At 60.8% G+C, this 17,593-nt stretch carries 18 protein-coding genes and 3 pseudogenes; 8 read left to right on the forward strand and 13 right to left on the reverse strand.

What is annotated here, in order from left to right; translation table 11 throughout:
* Positions 1–10: 10 nt before the first annotated feature.
* The 4 genes from OZ911_RS13350 to yghU form a co-directional block, all read right to left on the reverse strand.
* On the reverse strand, positions 11–928 hold the full coding sequence (locus tag OZ911_RS13350; RefSeq protein WP_060516581.1) for a pyridoxal-phosphate dependent enzyme: 918 nt from the start codon (positions 926–928) through the stop codon (positions 11–13).
* Positions 925–1,599 carry a helix-turn-helix transcriptional regulator gene (locus OZ911_RS13355; RefSeq protein WP_023048170.1) on the reverse strand — a complete coding sequence of 225 codons (675 nt, stop codon included), beginning with the start codon at positions 1,597–1,599 and terminating at the stop codon, positions 925–927. Before OZ911_RS13355 ends, OZ911_RS13350 begins: the two co-directional genes overlap by 4 nt.
* A 186-nt stretch (positions 1,600–1,785) precedes the next feature.
* Positions 1,786–3,489, reverse strand: a complete 1,704-nt coding sequence (locus OZ911_RS13360; protein ID WP_070086833.1) for an amidase — start codon at positions 3,487–3,489, stop codon at positions 1,786–1,788.
* Positions 3,490–3,629: 140 nt separating this feature from the next.
* Positions 3,630–4,469 carry a glutathione-dependent disulfide-bond oxidoreductase gene (gene yghU, locus OZ911_RS13365; RefSeq protein ID WP_023048169.1) on the reverse strand — a complete coding sequence of 280 codons (840 nt, stop codon included), beginning with the start codon at positions 4,467–4,469 and terminating at the stop codon, positions 3,630–3,632.
* Between the two features lie 200 nt (positions 4,470–4,669).
* Here yghU and OZ911_RS13370 point away from each other — a divergent pair, with 200 nt between their 5' ends.
* Positions 4,670–5,704 carry an alpha/beta hydrolase family protein gene (locus OZ911_RS13370; protein ID WP_070086832.1) on the forward strand — a complete coding sequence of 345 codons (1,035 nt, stop codon included), beginning with the start codon at positions 4,670–4,672 and terminating at the stop codon, positions 5,702–5,704.
* On the opposite strand, the gene OZ911_RS13375 is transcribed toward OZ911_RS13370, so the two are convergent.
* The 3 genes and pseudogenes from OZ911_RS13375 to OZ911_RS13385 all read right to left on the reverse strand — a co-directional run bounded on the left by OZ911_RS13375 (position 5,678) and on the right by OZ911_RS13385 (position 9,113).
* A complete protein-coding gene (locus OZ911_RS13375) occupies positions 5,678–6,871 on the reverse strand; it encodes an MFS transporter (protein ID WP_070086831.1) in 1,194 nt (397 codons plus the stop codon). The two genes, OZ911_RS13370 and OZ911_RS13375, sit on opposite strands and share 27 nt — an antisense overlap.
* 273 nt (positions 6,872–7,144) lie before the next feature.
* Entirely contained in the window at positions 7,145–8,731 is a 1,587-nt protein-coding gene (locus tag OZ911_RS13380; RefSeq protein ID WP_016486587.1) for an ABC-F family ATPase, read from the reverse strand.
* A 32-nt stretch (positions 8,732–8,763) separates the two neighbouring features.
* Positions 8,764–9,113, reverse strand: a pseudogene (locus OZ911_RS13385) (site-specific integrase).
* 101 nt (positions 9,114–9,214) lie between these two features.
* On the opposite strand from OZ911_RS13385, the gene trbK reads away from it, so the two are divergent.
* The 3 genes and pseudogenes from trbK to OZ911_RS29000 all read left to right on the forward strand — a co-directional run.
* Complete coding sequence (gene trbK / locus OZ911_RS13390) at positions 9,215–9,439, forward strand: entry exclusion lipoprotein TrbK (protein ID WP_016486673.1); 225 nt, start codon at positions 9,215–9,217, stop codon at positions 9,437–9,439.
* Between the two features lie 1,031 nt (positions 9,440–10,470).
* Positions 10,471–11,109 (forward strand): annotated as a pseudogene (locus OZ911_RS28995) (PAS domain-containing protein); the annotation flags it as partial.
* A 153-nt stretch (positions 11,110–11,262) separates the two neighbouring features.
* A pseudogene (locus OZ911_RS29000) lies at positions 11,263–11,694 on the forward strand (methyl-accepting chemotaxis protein); the annotation flags it as partial.
* Positions 11,695–11,734: 40 nt separating this feature from the next.
* Here OZ911_RS29000 and OZ911_RS13400 read toward each other — a convergent pair.
* Positions 11,735–12,301, reverse strand: coding sequence for a DUF1003 domain-containing protein (locus tag OZ911_RS13400; protein WP_016486677.1), 567 nt, complete (start codon positions 12,299–12,301; stop codon positions 11,735–11,737).
* Positions 12,302–12,423: 122 nt separating this feature from the next.
* On the opposite strand from OZ911_RS13400, the gene OZ911_RS13405 reads away from it, so the two are divergent.
* From OZ911_RS13405 to OZ911_RS13415, 3 genes are all read left to right on the forward strand, one after another.
* Entirely contained in the window at positions 12,424–12,714 is a 291-nt protein-coding gene (locus tag OZ911_RS13405) for a hypothetical protein (RefSeq protein WP_016486678.1), read from the forward strand.
* 519 nt (positions 12,715–13,233) lie between these two features.
* Entirely contained in the window at positions 13,234–13,602 is a 369-nt protein-coding gene (locus tag OZ911_RS13410) for a hypothetical protein (RefSeq protein ID WP_031312022.1), read from the forward strand.
* Positions 13,603–13,796: 194 nt separating this feature from the next.
* Positions 13,797–14,105: a hypothetical protein gene (locus tag OZ911_RS13415; RefSeq protein WP_016486681.1), complete on the forward strand. Its 309-nt coding sequence runs from the start codon at positions 13,797–13,799 to the stop codon at positions 14,103–14,105.
* On the opposite strand, the gene OZ911_RS13420 is transcribed toward OZ911_RS13415, so the two are convergent.
* The 3 genes from OZ911_RS13420 to OZ911_RS13430 all read right to left on the reverse strand — a co-directional run bounded on the left by OZ911_RS13420 (position 14,098) and on the right by OZ911_RS13430 (position 15,110).
* Positions 14,098–14,322 carry a hypothetical protein gene (locus OZ911_RS13420; protein ID WP_031312021.1) on the reverse strand — a complete coding sequence of 75 codons (225 nt, stop codon included), beginning with the start codon at positions 14,320–14,322 and terminating at the stop codon, positions 14,098–14,100. The two genes, OZ911_RS13415 and OZ911_RS13420, sit on opposite strands and share 8 nt — an antisense overlap.
* 158 nt (positions 14,323–14,480) lie before the next feature.
* The gene (locus tag OZ911_RS13425) at positions 14,481–14,681 is read right to left on the reverse strand and encodes a hypothetical protein (RefSeq protein ID WP_023048166.1); all 201 of its coding nucleotides are present in this window, start codon (positions 14,679–14,681) and stop codon (positions 14,481–14,483) included.
* Between the two features lie 114 nt (positions 14,682–14,795).
* On the reverse strand, positions 14,796–15,110 hold the full coding sequence (locus tag OZ911_RS13430) for a hypothetical protein (protein WP_016486684.1): 315 nt from the start codon (positions 15,108–15,110) through the stop codon (positions 14,796–14,798).
* A 231-nt stretch (positions 15,111–15,341) separates the two neighbouring features.
* Between OZ911_RS13430 and OZ911_RS13435 the strand changes: the two genes are divergently transcribed.
* A complete protein-coding gene (locus OZ911_RS13435) occupies positions 15,342–15,701 on the forward strand; it encodes a hypothetical protein (RefSeq protein ID WP_016486685.1) in 360 nt (119 codons plus the stop codon).
* Positions 15,702–15,786: 85 nt separating this feature from the next.
* On the opposite strand, the gene OZ911_RS13440 is transcribed toward OZ911_RS13435, so the two are convergent.
* Both OZ911_RS13440 and OZ911_RS13445 read right to left on the reverse strand, forming a co-directional pair.
* Positions 15,787–16,968, reverse strand: a complete 1,182-nt coding sequence (locus OZ911_RS13440; protein ID WP_095117154.1) for a DUF8534 domain-containing protein — start codon at positions 16,966–16,968, stop codon at positions 15,787–15,789.
* Between the two features lie 51 nt (positions 16,969–17,019).
* The gene (locus tag OZ911_RS13445; RefSeq protein WP_016486687.1) at positions 17,020–17,499 is read right to left on the reverse strand and encodes a VOC family protein; all 480 of its coding nucleotides are present in this window, start codon (positions 17,497–17,499) and stop codon (positions 17,020–17,022) included.
* Positions 17,500–17,593 lie beyond the last annotated feature (94 nt).

Genomic DNA, 17,593 nt, shown 5'->3' on the forward strand with positions numbered 1-17,593 from the left:
GGCGGCAGCCTCAATCGGCTTGCTGCAACCACGCGTGAATCTGCTCAAGCGTTGCCGTAGCGCCACCACAAACCACCACCAGCACATTCTGGTAGTGCGCCAGGACGCCTGGCGCATACGCCAATGCCAGCGCCGCTCCACACGCTGGCTCGACCAGTACGCGATGGTCCAGCAGGAACCGCTCACAGGCTTCCAGCGCTGCGCGATCGCTGACCAGGTGGCTGTGCACCGGGTGTTGCTGTGCGCAGGCCAGCGCCTGATCGGCTACCCGCTTTGCCCCCAGCGATGTTGCCACCGAGGCGATGCGCTCCAGCTCGACCGAATGCCCCGCCTGCAGGGCCGCGTGCAGCGACGCGGCGCCGTGGGTTTCCACCGCCAGCACCGGTACATCACCCCAGCCATTGCGCTGCAGCCCCTCGACCACGCCGCTGAGCAAGCCGCCACCCCCCACCGACAGCACCACGGCGTCCGGTTTGACGCCTGCTTCGGCGACTTCATCGATCAGGCTGGCATGCCCGGCCCACAGCAGCGGATCGTCAAACGGGTGGATGAACGCATCATCCGGCCCCACCAAGGTCTGCGCCAGGGCGTTGGCCTCTTGCCAGGAGCTGCCATGCACCACCACGTTGGCGTCTTCCAGGCGCAGCAACTCCTTGGCCCGCTCGGTGGTGGTCTCGGGGACCACCACGGTCACCGGCACACCCAGTTTGCGCCCTGCATAGGCCACCGCCAGGCCGGCGTTGCCGCCCGAAGACGAGATGAACTGCCGGGCGCCACGGGCCTGATGCACTTCGCAGGCATGGCCCACCCCGCGCAGCTTGAACGAGCCGCAAGGTTGCAGGGCATCGAGCTTGAGCCAGATGTTTCGGCCCGCGGCCAACGACAGGGAGCGGGATTCGATCAGGGGGGTGTGGATATGCAAGGTCATTGGCTGGTTCCGCGTAATTGTTCAAGGTAGTTGTAAATGGTGTAGCGGGTCACGCCGAGCGCACTGGCCGCCTTTTCCACGCCGCCTTTGACGATGAACAGGCCACGCTCCTGCATGACCCGCACTGCTTCGACCTTGGCCTGTTTGTTCATCCGGCCTTGGCCGCTGCGTTGCAGGGAAGCCTGGATGATCTCGCTCATCAGCAGCTCCATGTCGGCGGGTTCGCTGACGGCAGGCGTGGCCCCCAGCGGTTGGAACTGCTGGAGAAAGCTCATGGCGGCGTCCAGGCCGGTGACGTCGGTGTTGACGCATAGGCTGGCGAAGGGGTGGCCGGTGCTGTCGCGAAAGATCGCAGTGGCGCTGCGCAGGGTGCGGCCCTTGAGCGTGGTGGGGTAGTCGGGTAGTACCACCGGCTCGCTGCCGTGCTGGTCGGCCGAGGCCTGCATCAGTGCCTTGAAGCCTTGATCCTGCTCTGGGGCGGCGAGGATCGGGCTGCCGACGCTGCGGCCGGAGAGGTGACCGTTGACGATCGTCACCACGGAATGCTCCGGGTGGTCCAGGTCGTGCAGCAGGATTTCCATGTTGCGTGCGGCGACGCTGCCCAAGGCCTGGATGGCGGCCTTGAGCACCGTGAGGGTGAGGTGGCGTTCTTCGCTGGGGGGGATAGGCATGGCACATCGCAATATCAACGTTTTGTGTATTTTTACACATAAAGTTGAATTGTGCGATCTGTGGTGGTTGTACCGGCCCATCGCGGGCAAGCCAGCGCCCACAGTTACTGCACGACCCTTGAGGTTTGCAGTTTCCTGTGGGCGCTGGCTTGCCGGCGATGAGCCGCAAAGCGGCCCTTGTAAAAGTCAGCCCAGCGCCGGGGTGCGCGGCGGAATCATACGGCGCGAGCCAGTCGCCTCGAAGGCTGCACCAAAGCTCAACAACGCATTGTCACTGTAAGCCCGCCCGGCAAAGGTCAGCCCCACCGGCATGCCGATGTCGGCCATCACCCCCATTGGCACGGTGACGGTCGGCACACCCAGGTGACGGATCGCCAGGTTACCGTTGGCCACCCAGATACCGTTGCTCCAGGCGATGTCCGCTGATGCCGGGTTGACGTCGGCATCGGCCGGGCCCACATCGGCCACTGTCGGGAACAGCACAGCGTCCAGGCCCAGATTGTCCATCCAGTCTTCCAGGTCCAGTTTGCGCGTGTGCTCCAGGCCACGCAGGCCGTCGGGCAAGGTCTCGATCTGGTCCCAGGTCTTCAGCCCGCGCCTGGCCATGTTGACGTACTCGTCCATGCCGGCGGCCAGGTCGTCTTCGCGGTTGGGCAGGGTGCCCGGGTCGTGGGGGAAAATCTGTGGGCCATCGACATCGGCCAGGCGGTTGAGCTTCGGGTCGCCGTTGGCGCGCAGGAAGTCGTCAAAGGCCCACCCCGACAGCTCCCACAGCTCGTCATGCAGGAACTCCTTGCTGACGATGCCACGGTTGTAAACGGTCGGTGCGCCCGGGCGGTCGCCCTCGCAGTTCGACACCAGCGGAAAGTCCACTTCCAGCACTTCGGCGCCGGCCGCCTCCAGAGCCTGGCGTGCCTGTTGCCACAAATCAATCACAGTGGCACGGGTGTTGATGCGTTGGCCAGTCGGGCCACCGATGCCTGGTTTTTCGCAGGTGCCTGCTTCGGCATCGGCATTTATATACATGCGCGGTACGCCAAAGCGTTTGCCCTTGAGTGCGCTGGCATCCACTGCCAGGTCCAGATAAGAAGCTGGGCGCACGGTGGATGCCGCCGGTATTGGCACCCAAGGTTGCAGACGCCACAGGTCGCCGCGCTTGTCAGCGTCATCGGCGACCACCACGTCGAGGATTTCCAGCAGGTCGGCCATGGTGCGGGCGTAAGGAACCACCACGTCCATGGTCGGGGTCAGCGGCCAGTTGCCACGCACCGAAATCACGCCGCGCGAGGGGGTGTAGGCGCACAAGCCATTGTTGGACGCCGGGCCACGGCCACTGGACCAGGTTTCCTCAGCCAGGCCGAAGGCACTGAAGCTGGCGGCGGTGGCGGTGCCGGCACCGTTGGATGAGCCCGAGGCGAAGGGCGCAGTCAGGAAGTTGGCGTTGTACGGGCTTTCGGCGCGGCCATACACGCCGCGCTGCATGCCACCGTTGGCCATGGGCGGCATGTTGGTTTTGCCCAGGCACACAGCACCCGCGGCGCGCAGGCGCTCGATGGTGAAAGCGTCGCGCTGGGCGACCAGATCCTTGAAGGCAGGGCTGCCGGAAGCGGCGGTCAGGCCTTTGACCAGGTAGCTGTCCTTGGCGGTGTAGGGAATGCCATCCAGCGGGCTCAGGACCTGGCCTTGGGCGCGGCGGGCGTCGGAGGCCTCGGCTTCTTTCAGCGCCTCGGGGTTGCGTACCACGACAGCGTTCAGGGCGGTGGCGGTGTCGGCGCCATCGTAGGCGTCGATGCGCGCCAGGTAGGCCTTGACCAGCTCGACCGCCGTCGTGCGGCCCGACTCGAGCGCGTCGCGCAGCTCGGCAATGGAAACCTCGGTTACCTCGATCATGCGTTCACCAAAAAAATGTGCAGGTGGGGGCTAATGCGAGGAGTGTACAAGAAGGGCTTGGCGGACGCAGGTTTGCGCGGGGGCAAATGGTTTCATGCAAGCGGGCATTGTCGGGGTCGCACAGCGACCCCGGCTAACCCTCAATCCAGGTCCTGCGCCGCATGCCGCTCGGGCACCTGGCTGGCCTCATCACCCCACGTGCGGTTTACCCGCGTTCCTCGCTGCACCGCCGGGCGCAGGGCAATTTCCTCGGCCCAGCGCTGCACGTTGGGATACTCATCCACCGCCAGGAATTCTGCCGCGTCATACAGGTTGCCGCGCACCAGCTGGCCATACCACGGCCACACGGCAATATCGGCAATGCTGTACTCATCACCGCCCAGGTAGCGGCTCTCGGCCAGGCGGCGGTCGAGCACGTCCAGTTGACGCTTGGCCTCCATGGTAAAGCGGTTGATCGCGTATTCGATTTTTTCCGGGGCATACACGTAGAAGTGACCGAAGCCACCGCCCAGGTAAGGCGCCGCGCCCATCTGCCAGAACAGCCAGTTCAGGCTCTCGGCGCGTGTAGCGGGCGATTTTGGCAGCAGTGCGCCGAACTTGTCTGCCAGGTACAGCAGGATCGAACCCGATTCGAATACCCGCACAGGCGGTTCGACGCTGCGGTCGAGCAGGGCAGGGATTTTGGAATTGGGGTTGACCTGGACGAAGCCGCTGGAAAACTGGTCGCCCTCACCAATGCGGATCAACCAGGCATCGTACTCGGCTGCGGTATGGCCCAAGGCAAGCAGCTCTTCAAGGGCAATGGTGACCTTGACGCCATTGGGGGTGGCCAGGGAGTAAAGCTGCAGAGGGTGGTTGCCTAGCGGCAGGTCCCTGTCGTGTGTCGGGCCGGCAACAGGGCGGTTGATGCTGGCGAACTGGCCGCCGGACGCTGCTTCATTGCGCCAGACCTTGGGTGGCACGTAGGCGGGCTTGCTCATGCATGAATCTCCTTCATTGGCGCGAAACGGTCACGTAAAGACGTGGACCTGTATCTATGCCACGGGTTCGACGCCATGCGCAAATGCATAGGGTGCGCGCGCAACGTGCATGACGAGGGTTTCATCCAGTTTTCATCCGGCGCACGCCAGGCCGGCTTTATGCTGGGCTATCGCTTCGCCCTGCAAGGAACCGCCGGCCGATGACTATTCCCCGCTGCGTGTTGGCGCTGGTCCTGATCGGCGGCCTGCTGGCCCATGCCGAGGCTGGGCCCCGGGTTGTCGGCCTGCACCACATGACCTTGGCCGACCCGGTCGATAGCCGGCCGATGCAAGCACTGGCGTTCTACCCCGCTATCGGTAAACCCCGTAGCAGCCGTATAGACGGCTATCCAGTCGAGGTGGCTGAAGAGGCACCCGTCGCCACGGGCCGGTTCCCGTTACTGGTATTGTCCCACGGCAATACCGGCAGCCCATTGGCGCTGCATTACCTGGCAACTTCGTTGGCGCGGCGAGGCTTTGTGGTGGTGGCAGTCGTGCACCCTGGGGACAATGCCCACGACCACAGTCGTCTGGGTACTCTGAGCAATCTGTATGGCCGGCCGCTGCAAGTCAGCGCCGCCATCACCGCAGCCCGCGATGATGCTTTGGTCGGGGCTTACCTGGATGAAGGCAAGGTGGGCGTGATCGGTTATTCAGCCGGTGGCGAAACCGCGTTGATCCTTTCCGGTGCGCGCCCGGACCTGGACCGCCTGCGCCAGTACTGCCTGGAGCGTCCGACCGACGCCGACGCCTGCAAGACCCACGGCATCTTGATTGCCGACCGCAGCGAACTGGCGCCGCAGGCCGACCAGCGGGTAGGGGCGGTGATGCTGATGGCGCCGTTGAGCCTGCTGTTCGGGCGCCATGCCTTGGCGGGGGTTCAGGTGCCAGCGCTGATCTACAGCGGTGATAGCGACCAGCTGGTGGCGGTGGACCGCAACGCCGAAGCTCTGGCCCGCAAGCTGCCGGTCACTCCCGATTATCGCCTGTTGGCCGGCGCCGGCCACTTTGTGTTCATGGCCCACTGCGACGCCGAGCAGTACGCGCGGATGCCGGCGCTGTGCAAGGATGCCGAGGGTGTGGATCGCCGCCATATCCATCATTCGCTGGCGCGTGAAACGGCGGCGTTCTTCAGCCAGGCGCTGGGCGCGCCGCAACTGGCCGAGCGATCAGCCGCGGCGAGCGCGCCGCGATAGCAACAGCGTTAGGCCCACCCCGGCCAGGGCGAGCAGGGCAGCCACGCAGAAGATCGAGGCATAGCCCAGGTGCACGGCTACTGCGCCCATCAGCGGGCCGGCGATAGCCAAGGCCATATCGAAGAACACCGCATAGGCCCCCAGCCCCGCGCCGCGGCTGTTGCTGGGGACCTGCCTGATTGCCTCGACGCCCAGCGCCGGGTACACCAGCGACAGCCCGAAACCGGTAAGCCCCGCGCCGACCAGTGCCCAGGCCGGCGCAGGCGCCAGCCACAGCAGGCTCAGGCCCAGCACTTCGGTGGCCATGCAGGCGACCGCCACGTTGTAGCCACCAAACCGGTTGACGGCATTGACGAATAAAAGCCGCGAAATGATGAAGCACACCCCAAACGCACTGAGGCACCAGGCTGCGCCCACCCAACCTCGCTCCAGGTAGTACAAGGTGACGAAGGTGGTCAGGGTGCCATAGCCGATCGAAGCCAGGGTCAGGCCAAGACCGCACGGTGCGACCCGGGCAAACGCCGACCAGAATGGCAGGCGCTCGCCGCGCGCCACCACCACATCGGGGCGCTTTCGCAACACCAGCAGGGCAAGGGTTGCCAGCACCAGCAAAGCAGGCCCCAGCACGCTGAAGTCCAGCCCATCCACGGCCAATACGCCCAGTGGCGCGCCAATAGCGATGGCGCCGTAGGAGGCGATACCGTTCCATGAGATCACCCTGGCGGTGTGTTCGGGGCCGACCTGGCTGATGCCCCAACTCAAGGTAGCCACGCCGATCAGCCCCTGGGCGATGCCGAGCAGCAAACGGCCGCCAAGCAACAACGCGAGGCTCAGCAGTGGCAGCGTCAGGGTCCAGGCCGATAACAGCGTCAATACCCCGCAGCCGGCAATCCCCAGCAGGCCGAAGCGGATGGCTCGCTTGCCCCCGAGGGTGTCTGCAACGCGCCCGGCAAACGGGCGGCTCAGCAGGGTGGCCAGATATTGCAAGCCGATGGTCACCCCGGCGATCACCGCACCGAAGCCCAGCTGGTCGTGCACGTAGCCGGGTAACACCGCAATGGGCAGGCCGATGCAGAGGAAGGCAATGAAGGTGTAGAAAACGATCGACAGGATCTGCAGGGTGATGTGCAGCGTATGGCTGGCGGGGGCAGGTTGTTGCGCGGTCATGGGCTCTTTCGCGGGCGGGCGGTTGGGCGTGGTCCCATCATGGCCGTTGTGCGAAGGAAAAGAAAGCAGGCTAACGAATTATTCGCCAGGGTGTGGCTGTGGCAGCGGACTTGTCCCCTAAATGGGAGTACGCGGTGCCTGGCACCGGCTTCGCCGGTGTTCGCGGGACAAGCCCGCTCCCACACGTCCCCTGCTTGACTGGGCTCTTGGGAGCGGGCGTGCCCGCGAAAAGGCCGGCCGAGCCATGCAAAATGGCCAGGCCTTACACTTCGATCAGACCAGTACGCCTTGGCTGCGCAGGTAATCGTCGTAGGTACCGCTGAAGTCCACCACGCCATCGGGCGACAGCTCGATGATGCGCGTGGCCAACGACGACACGAACTCGCGGTCGTGGCTGACGAACAGCAAGGTGCCCGGGTAGTTTTCCAGCGCCAGGTTCAGCGCCTCGATCGACTCCATGTCCAGGTGGTTGGTTGGCTCATCCATCACCAGCACGTTCGGCTTTTGCAGGATCAGCTTGCCGAACAGCATGCGGCCTTGCTCACCACCGGAAATCACCTTCACCGACTTGAGGATCTCGTCGTTGGAGAACAGCATGCGCCCGAGGGTGCCGCGAATCACCTGTTCGCCGGAGGTCCACTGGCCCATCCAGTCGAACAGGCTCAGATCGTCTTCAAAGTCGTGAGCGTGGTCCTGGGCGTAGTAGCCCACTTCTGCGCTGTCGGTCCATTTCACCGAACCTGCATCCGGGGTCATTTCGCCGACCAGAGTGCGCAGCAGGGTAGTCTTGCCAATACCGTTGGGGCCGATGATCGCAACGCGCTCACCCGCCTCGACGGTAATGTCGAAGTTTTTGAACAGCACCTTGTCGTCGAAGGCTTTCGCCATCTTCTCGACCACCACCGCCTGGCGGTGCAGTTTTTTGGTCTGCTCAAAGCGAATGAACGGGCTGACACGGCTGGAAGGTTTGACTTCGGCCAGCTGGATCTTGTCGATCTGCTTGGCACGCGAAGTCGCCTGCTTGGCCTTGGAGGCGTTGGCCGAGAAGCGGCTGACGAACGTCTGCAGTTCGGCGATCTGCGCCTTTTTCTTGGCGTTGTCCGACAGCAACTGCTCACGCGACTGGGTGGCCGCCGTCATGTACTCGTCATAGTTGCCTGGGAACAGGCGCAGCTCGCCGTAATCCAGGTCGGCCATGTGGGTGCAGACGCTGTTGAGGAAGTGGCGGTCGTGGGAAATGATGATCATGGTGCTGTTACGCGCCGTGAGGATCGTTTCCAGCCAGCGGATGGTGTTGATATCCAGGTGGTTGGTTGGTTCGTCGAGCAACAGCACGTCCGGGTCCGAGAACAATGCCTGGGCCAGCAGGACACGCAGCTTCCAGCCTGGCGCCACTTCGCTCATCGGGCCGAAGTGCTGTTCCAGGGGGATACCCAGGCCCAGCAGCAGTTCACCGGCGCGCGATTCGGCAGTGTAGCCGTCCATTTCGGCGAATTCGGTTTCCAGCTCGGCGACGGCCATGCCGTCTTCTTCGGTCATTTCCGGCAGCGAGTAGATACGGTCGCGCTCGGCCTTGACCTTCCACAGCTGGCTGTGGCCCATGATCACGGTGTCGATCACGGTGAATTCTTCATAGGCGAACTGGTCCTGGCGCAGCTTGCCCAGGCGGGTGTTCGGTTCCAGCATCACCTGGCCACCGGAAGGCTCCAGGTCACCGCCGAGGATCTTCATGAAGGTCGACTTGCCGCAACCGTTGGCGCCGATCAGACCGTAGCGGTTGCCGTTGTTGAATTTTACGGAAACGTTTTCAAACAGCGGCTTGGAGCCGAACTGCATGGTGATGTTAGCGGTAGAAATCAAGTGCTTGTCCTGCGGGGGTTCCAGAGGTGTATTTAGGCCCTCGCGTCAGGTTTGGGCCAATTTTGGGCCAATTCGACTCGGGGCGGCAGCTTCTCCAGCTCCCTCCAGTCCGAGGAGGAGCTGATCCATTTCGCGTAAGTAGAGAGCAACATCTCGACGCTGTGGCGAGCTGGTTCGCAATGAACGCGGGGTTCATACCAGGCATCAGGCACAGGGTCGCATAGGTGTGGCGGGTGTCGTACTGGCGGCGCTCACGGATGTTCAGCGCGTTGAGCGCCGATTTGAAGTGGCGGATTGTAACACTTGGTTCGTTGATCCACAGCCCAACTTTGCTCGGCTGGAACACAAAGGGGCTGACCGGGTGCAGGGATTTGGACGCCATGCACCGGAGTGTGCCCGTTCGCTGGACCTGGGTGAGGGGCGTTCTTTGCGATGCTGGTCGAGGTTTGCTATAACGCCCGACCACTTCAAAGGAATGAGCTCATGTCACGCAAAGCATTGGTTTTCTTCTCTGCCGCCGCGTTCTCTGCAGTGGTTCTGGCGGGCTGCAAAGAAGATGCCGTCGACACAGCAGCCTACGAGCCGACTGGCGAACACTGTCAGCCCGACTATCTGAAAACGCTTCCAGACAACAAGGCGCGCGAAGACCTGGTCGAAAAGTGCATGACCAGTGGCGCTTACAAGAAGTCAGAGCCGAAGACCTGGTAACGTCCGTGCTTCAGTCAACGCCGCCTCATCAGGCGGCGTTTTGGTTTGAGGAAGTGCTGGCGGGCAGCGAGGTGTGGGTACATGCGGCAGGCAGCTGATATGCTTCGTCGCCTACCAAAAGGAGAGTGGTGATGCATTTGGGTGAGAGGCTTCGGGCGTTCCAGCGATGGTTCAACCCGAGGCGCAGGCGGTGGGCTGGCGTGACGCTGATCGCGCTTGGGGTGGTCGGAATGTTTCTCAACCCGGCAAGCCGGTGGACCATGGTGCTAGGAACTGGGATCTACTGGTTCTTCACCGCCTTGCCGCCCGTCCTCGGCGGCAAGCGTTGAGGCGCTGGCGGGCAGCGCCAGAGGGTGAGGCGGCTACTGCGTTTTCCAACATCGGTCCTTTGAGTCGTCCAATCACGGGGGCGAATCTGCGATAAGGCATGCGGCCGCTGGGGTTTGATGTCATATTGATTACACAGGAACATCGGCCCGTGTCCACGAGCCAGTCCTTCAGGCCTTACCTCCAGATGCCAAGCAACGTTGATTTTCGCTTCACGGCTCATCGGCAGCTCCTTGATCTGGAAGCCTGTACATCAAGGCTCATGTACCTGGTTGCTGCGGGTGAGATCCACGGCGCTATCTGGGATGATGCCGTGGTCTGCCAGATGAAATCGCATGATGCCTGGCTTCAGTTCTTGAGCCAGAGATCTCAGCCTTCGCTACCCGCGTGATCCAGAATCGCAGAGGAATCTGTGATTTTCAGCAGTGTCCCTAAACACCTGCAATGTTGTGCGTTGAGCCGCGCGTCCAAGCCTGTAGCAATTTATCTGCCGGCCTGGAATTTTTCATCACCCCGCCCGTATACCCATCATGCTGCAATTAAAAATTGACTGGATGCTCTAGAACAATGGGCCCATCTCGATAATTGCTTACCCAGCACACTTGGAGCCTGTCATGTTCAACCGCAATCTCAAAAAAATGCTGCAAGAGCAGAGCGCGGAGCTGCATCAGTTACGTCAGCAGGTCGAGCAGATGGACAGAGGCATGCTCACCATAAGGCTGGATGCACAGTTTCGTATCTGCGCATTTAACCGACAGTTCTCGGAAACCTTGGGGTATTCTGAGGAGCGCCTGCTGGGGCGCCCGCTCGCGGAGATCGTGCCGCCGTACGTTAAAGACCTGCCTTGTTTTCACGCGTTCAATCAAGCTGTAGCGCGTTTTGAACCCGTCAATGACGAATATCGCTACCTCCGCGCGGACGGCACGCTTGCTTGGTTGAAAATCTATTGGCTCCCTATTCGAGACCACGACGCGAGCCTTGGCCATGTCCAGGGTTACGGCAGTGAAATCACCCGTACCGTGGAGCAGGCGAAGGAAAATGAAGCGCTGATCCAGGCGCTGGTTCGGTCCACTGCCGTCATTGAATTTAACCTGGATGGCACCGTCATCACAGCCAACAAGCAGTTTCTCGATGCCATGAGCTACTCATTAGGCCAAATTGCAGGAAAACATCATCGTTTGTTCTGCCCTGCCGAAGAAGCGGCATCGCCCCAGTATGAAAGTTTCTGGAAGACGCTCAACCGTGGCGAGTACGTTGCAGACCGATTCAAACGCGTCGATGGCCGTGGAAGTGTTATCTGGCTCGAGGCCACTTATAACCCTGTACATGACACTGAGGGCAAGCTGTCTAAAGTTGTGAAGTTTGCGAGTGTCGTGACGGACCAGGTCGCACGCGAGCAAGAGGTAAAGGATGCAGCGGGTGTCGCGTACGCCATATCCCGGCAAACGGATTCGAGCGCGGAGCGTGGCGCTGTGGTCGTGACGCGAACGGTGGAGACCATGCGCAGTATCGCTGAACAAATGAACGCGGCAACCGAGAGCATCGAAGCGCTTGGCAAACAGTCTGCGTTGATCAGTTCTATCGTTAAAACCATTGGCGGAATTGCTTCGCAGACGAATCTGCTAGCACTGAATGCAGCTATCGAAGCCGCGCGTGCGGGTGAGCAAGGTCGAGGCTTCGCTGTGGTTGCTGATGAGGTGCGCAAACTCGCTGGTCACACCAGTTCGGCCACCGAGGAAATCGTTAGCGTGGTCCAACAAAACCAGGCGCTTGCGGATCAAGCCGTTAGCGAAATATTCAGCAGCCGGGCAAAAGCTGAGGAAGGCTTGGCATTGGCTAATGAAGCCGGCACCGTCATCCTGGAAATTCAAAGCGGCGCTAAACAAGTGGTCGGGGCAGTTGGCCGCTTTGCGAATGAGGTGAGGTAGGACGAAACAGCGCTCCGCAGGCAACTGCAGGGGTAAGGGATTAATCGTTATTACCCAAAGGCGCATGCACTGAGGACGCAAGCAAATGCGCGTGCATCTGCGATGTAAGGAGCTCAATCCGTTCACTCATTTGCTTTGTGACTTCTGTGAGGTGTGTGTTTTGCTCCAGCAACTGCAGAAGCTGCTTGCTTTGCATCTCCGCGTCCCGTTGACGTCGTTGATTGGCCATGGCAATCGCCTCTCGATGTCGCGCATCTGCTTCGGCTGTTGCTTTGTCACGGTCGGCTTGGCGGGTTTGAGCCAGAAGAATCAGAGGGGCCGCGTAGGCCGCCTGCAGACTAAACGCCAGATTCAATAGAATGAAGGGATAGGGATCGAACGCTGACAGCCCCGATAGGCTGATCCCCATCCATATCAGAACCACCAGTGACTGAGACCCTAGAAACAACGGCGTGCCAAAGAAGCGCGCGAAAGCTTCCGCCCTGCGGGCAAAAGCATCGTTACCAAACGGGTGGTGCATATGTTCATGGGCGCGGTGAAACCTGAGATGGTCAACATCTTCAAGACCTTCATGAGGGACAGGCTGCGCAGAGATTGACGGTTGCATCTGCTGGCTCCGTGGTGGATGGCCATTTCAGTCTAGACTAGCCCGCGAGCGCATACTGCAGAGGGTTGCTATGATGGCCCTCTATTGCTTTTGTCACGATCAATTCACTTAAGGAGCGTGAGATGACACGTTTATTGCTGGCTGCCTTGATGCTGGCATCGGGCGCGGCCCAGGCCGGGATTCCACTGCTGAACGCAACGTGCCCCGGCAACATTGAGGTCCATGCGGACAAAGGTGGGCCGATCTATATCAATGGCAAGGAAGGGAAGCTGAAGAAGTTCAACGATAACTACTTCGAAGCCAAAGGCAGCGGGGTGACTGTTTCATTGTCGATCAACCCCGACGGTTCGCCCGACGTATCGTATACCGGCAAGAACAAAGCCAACGGCGTATGTCAGGTAAAGGCATCGTAGAAGATCGCCACGTTTGAGCGCAGTGGCAGCCGTTGGCTGGGCATCGGTGCTGGAACGGTAATTGCTTTGCTCCTGAGACATTGATCACGCGGAGAGCGCCGACATGACTCAGGATGACCGCTATTACATGGTTTTCGTTGTGGCAACTGTACTGGTCCTGGACCTGGTGGCAACCTTGGTCTTTCTCAAGGCCATTGCCTGACCCCGAGAGTGGGTACGGTAATACTCGGGGTTGGGGGCATTTGTAGTTGCTTATGCCTATGCGACGCCAGCCGTCCTGAACCTCAGATAAAACTGCGGGCGGGGAGCGCGGCGCCCAAACTTGCAGACCTGGCGGACGCAGGACAAGCTGTAGAAGAGGACATTTATTGCGCCGCCAATGCAGCCTGAACCCATATAGCAAATGAACCTATGGCATGGCTGTCATTGAGCAGTAATATGGCTCACGACAACTAAAAAATGGCGTGCTACTTGGCAACACTTTCCTAAGTTCTCGAGGGGGCAGCAGGGGCGTGTCGCGTGAAGAGCTCAATATCGGTAGCAGGTGCATTACTCGTTTCCACGTTCGCCACATTGTTCACGGCCGGGTGCGCACAAAACCCCGACGTGCGTGATAGTCATGACTCTACCTCTGGCAGCACCGCTAAGAGCCCACCCGCGTATCTGGGGTGCGTGAAGGGTGAACTGCCCGGGAATGTGAAAACCTACGAGGTTGATGGCGATAACTCGGTGAGACTGTTCATCGAAAGCACCGACCCCAGCAAGGCAGATGGCCTTGTGGAGTTGCGCAGCACAGCAGGCCAGCATCAGTTCACAGCCTATCAACGTGATGCCTGGTACGACCATGGGAGGTTGCTGGATGCCGCGTTGATGTGTTCAAAAGCATGATCATCTAACCGCCAGAGACAAAATGCCCGCCGTCGAGAGCGGGCTTTTTGCTGGTGGGCCCTGCCGCCGTTCTTATTCGAACGTGGCAGTCCTGAACTGGGCAGTGCTGGTTTTGCATTTGCCTGCCGTGCCCGCGATAATCCACGCATTTGGATGGAGAACACTGGGTGGAAGCAAGAAGCGCAGTCGCCGAAATGTTCATTGGGATCCCGACGCATTTCTGGGTGTTGCCCGTTGCCGGCCTGGTTGCGTACTACGGGCTGAAGGGTGCCGCCAGGTTCAGCAATCGTAGCACCCTGCTGCAAACATCGACTTACCTGCTATTGTTGGCCTTGGCGGTGCTGCCCAACGGCTTTTATGCCTTGTTCCCACCCACGCCCGACCCGGATGTGCTGTTGAATCACGCGCCATTGCCCAACTACGCGGGGCGTTTCTACCTGGATGCGTTCTACGTCTTCAGTGGCTGGGCGCTGAGCAAAGTGGTGAAGCTCAGGTTCAGCTGAAGCTAGCACCTCCAATGTCGTCGATTTTTGCAGCGACAGCGCGCAACTCGTCTGCTACCACATTGATGGACCTGATGTGCGCCGTGACATCAATCTCGCTCTGCGAACTGGCACGCGCCTCCATGAACCTGGCGTGGCCACTCATGGCCTGACTGAGCTTTTCCAGATGATCGGCTGTTCTGACCAGATCGGACTTGATGCTGAGAAGCGTTTCCATGGTGCTAAAGGCCTTCCGTGTCTGTTGCTTCAACCGTTCCATGAGCATCGCCTCAGGGCAGGGTGAAACGCAACAGATTTGTGGAAAGCGCAGCCTTGCCCGAACGCTGGAGCGCTTGTGCGACCCTTATGGTGGGGCCGGTGCGGCTTGAGGGGGGCTCAGCTGCTTTCCTGCACCTGTAGCACCGAACCCTTGTCGTCGGTCACCAGCAATCCACTGGTGCGGGTGCCGTCTAAGTGTTGCTCGGCAAGTGGCACATCCGAGGACCGAAAGATGCTACGGCCCTGTTCACCGGTTTTAAGGGTGACGAGTTTGCCGTTCTGGTAGAAGAAGCGCGTGATGTTGGCGTTCTTTTGCATGGTGTGTATTTCCTGGCCGAGTCGCGGTGAGGTGCCCCATTGGCAGTTCACTTTCTCAACGTTCGGCTACCCATGCTACTGGCAGAAATATCAGGTGCCCACCAGTGAGCCCGTTCAGGCTTCGTCCTGCAACCGCCCGGGGCTGAAGAAAAACGAGGCCACCACCACCGCTGTGATCACGCCTGCTGCATCTGCAATAAACAGCAGCAGAGCACCTGGACCACCAAGCGCCAGGTGCTTGCCCAAGGCAAAGTCCACACCGTGCGGGCATGCGGCGATCGTTAGCAGCATGGCAGCCAGCAGGCCAGAGAGGAGCCTCATGTAGACGCTGCCGAATGCCAAGCCATAGGCCCAGAACACGAAAATACAGAGCACGGCCAAGCCGGTGGAGGTTGCATATTGGGCGAGTATTTCCAGCCACCAGAGCATGGGGTTCTCCTGAACAAAGCCGGCCGGTGTTGCCGTTGCCTGATGTTGATGAGAAGCAGGGCAGAATGACTTCGTTCCCTGGATTCAAACAATTAATTGCAGTGACCGGGCGCCAGTAAACAACCCGCGATGTGATGGTGTTGTCACTGGCGCGTCGTTGCTGTGTCAATGGCGCGAAAATTCACCAGCAAGACCATGGTTGGTTAGAAACTTTGGACAACCCTCGTTAGAATGCAGCGTATCCCTGACGGCCAATTGCAAATGCCTACTTTTCGTATCTTCATCGCTTCTGCGTTGGTTGCCAGCCTTGCTGGCTGCGCGACGCCCGGCAAACCCACTGCCAGCAAGCTGACCAAAAAAACGCCGCAGGTGTACGCCGCCTGTGTCCTGCCCAAGTGGCAGGTTCTGGCACCCCAGGCCACGCAGAAGTCGATTGCCCACGGGTATCGGCTGACGGCATCCAGTGCGGTGGCAAGTGACGATGTACTGGACGTGGTTGACTCTCGTGAAGGCAGCCGCGCGACCTTCTACAAGGGCAGCTTCCTGTCTGGCGACAAATTGCGCCAGGCTGCCAAGGACTGCCTGGACTGAGTCAATAGCCCGGGATCCTGGGGCCGCCTTGCGTCCCTGTCACGACACATGACTGTGCCTGCCCGGGGCATGTACCGGCCGCAATTCAGCGTTCGCGCATGAAGAAACCGGCAACAAACTTGCGGAAGGTTTCCAGGCTCTTGAAGTCGGCGTAGCGCTTGAAGTTTTCGGTGTCCGGCTCGGGCCCAATCGGCTGTTCGAGGAGCGACACTGACAATACCCGGTCCTGGTCCGAGGTCATCACCAGCTCATCCATCACCTGGCCGCCGATCACCGGCCGGCGCATTTGCACCTTGACGCCCTTGCTGGCCATCCAGTCGATCAGCGACACCAGGGCCTTGAGTGGCTCGCGTTCTTCATCGCGGTACACCGGGAACAGATGCGCGCGCGATAGCACCGGCACGCTGGCCACATGGATCAGCTCATAGAAATGGCTACCGGCGCTGGTCGGCGAGTAGATCATCAGTGCCAGCAACGGCCCGCTGGTACGGCTACCGCCCCAGTACAGGTGGTGCCCCTGGAAGTCGAAGCCGTCTTCACTGCGATTGTTGAACAGCTTGCGCCCTTTGATCTGGTCGACGCAGTCCAGCATCAGCCCGTGGCGGCGATGGTTGCCGAACAGTGTGGATTCACGCAGCCGGGACTTGAGCATCATCATGTGCTTCATGTCCAGCCGGGTTTCCAGGTAGTTGCTGGCAGGTATCCGCTCCAGCAGCGGGTAGCGACTGGCCACGCTGCGCAATTCGGCAAACTGCGTGGTCAGGTCCTTCTTCAGGTGAGTGGCGTAAAGGTTGAGGCCGCTGGTCTCGATCCAGGTGAGCAGCAGCGACAGCAGGCGCTGTTGCTCGCGCCGGTCGTTGCCATCGCTTGCGGCACTGGCGGTACCGGCGCGAAAGTCACCCATCAGGCGCAGCGGCGTGTCGGGCGGCAGCCAGGCGGCAGGTGGTGCGGGATCGTCTTCGCGTTCGGCGGCTTCCCGCTCGTCTTTGGTAAACGGGCAACCAGGGGCATGCTCGGCAGTGCCCGGGTTGTTCTTGAGGAACAATGTGCCGGTATTGCCGTTAAGGGTGACATTGAGCACCGGCAGGGCGTCGTTGCGGCAGTCGCAGGCCAGCCATTGGTTGGCGTTGCGAACCTTCATCAGTAGCTGGTTCGCCTGCAGCAGGCGCGGGCCGACGAGGCTGCCGGTGGCAAAACCGACCAGCAGATCCTCTTCAGCGGGGGTCAGGCTGCGCACCTGCGCAGCGGTTTTGTCGATGATTCGCATGAAGCAGCTCCAGGCTACGAGCCTCAAGCTTCAAGCAAAGTGGCGCCGCTTTCAACTTGCCGCTGGGTTACCGCCGAACATCTTCGCTGCGCGGGCGCGAATTTCGTCAGGGCTCAGGTCCTCCTTGTGGGTCGAGACGAACCAGATATTGCCGAACGGGTCTTTCAGGGTGCCACTGCGGTCGCCATAGAACTGGTCGGTCAAGGGGTGCAACTGCGTGCCGCCAGCCGCCAGGGCTTGGGCGTAGACCTTGTCGCAGTCCTCGACATACAGGTGCAGGCCCACGCCTGCGCCGCTGAGCTTCTGGCTGGCGGTAAGGCCGCCTTCCATGTCGCAGGGGTCGCCCAGCATCAGCGACGAATCACCGATCTTGAGTTCGGCATGGCCCACACGGCCACCAGGAGCATCAAGGCGGAACATTTCGACCGCACCGAAGGCCTTCTTGTAGAACTCGATGGCCTTGGCGGCGTCGTTGATGGCCAGATAGGGGGTGATGCTGTGCTGGCCTTCGGGGATGGGTTTGACTGCCATGTTCGACTCTCCGTTGCAGTGGGCGCCGGATGGCGCCCTGTTGCTTAGAGTCGTTTGCGCCGATGGACAATCGACAATGCCGCTAGATCGATTT

Origin of the sequence: Pseudomonas fortuita (assembly GCF_026898135.2) — a bacterium.
Lineage (GTDB): Bacteria > Pseudomonadota > Gammaproteobacteria > Pseudomonadales > Pseudomonadaceae > Aquipseudomonas > Aquipseudomonas fortuita.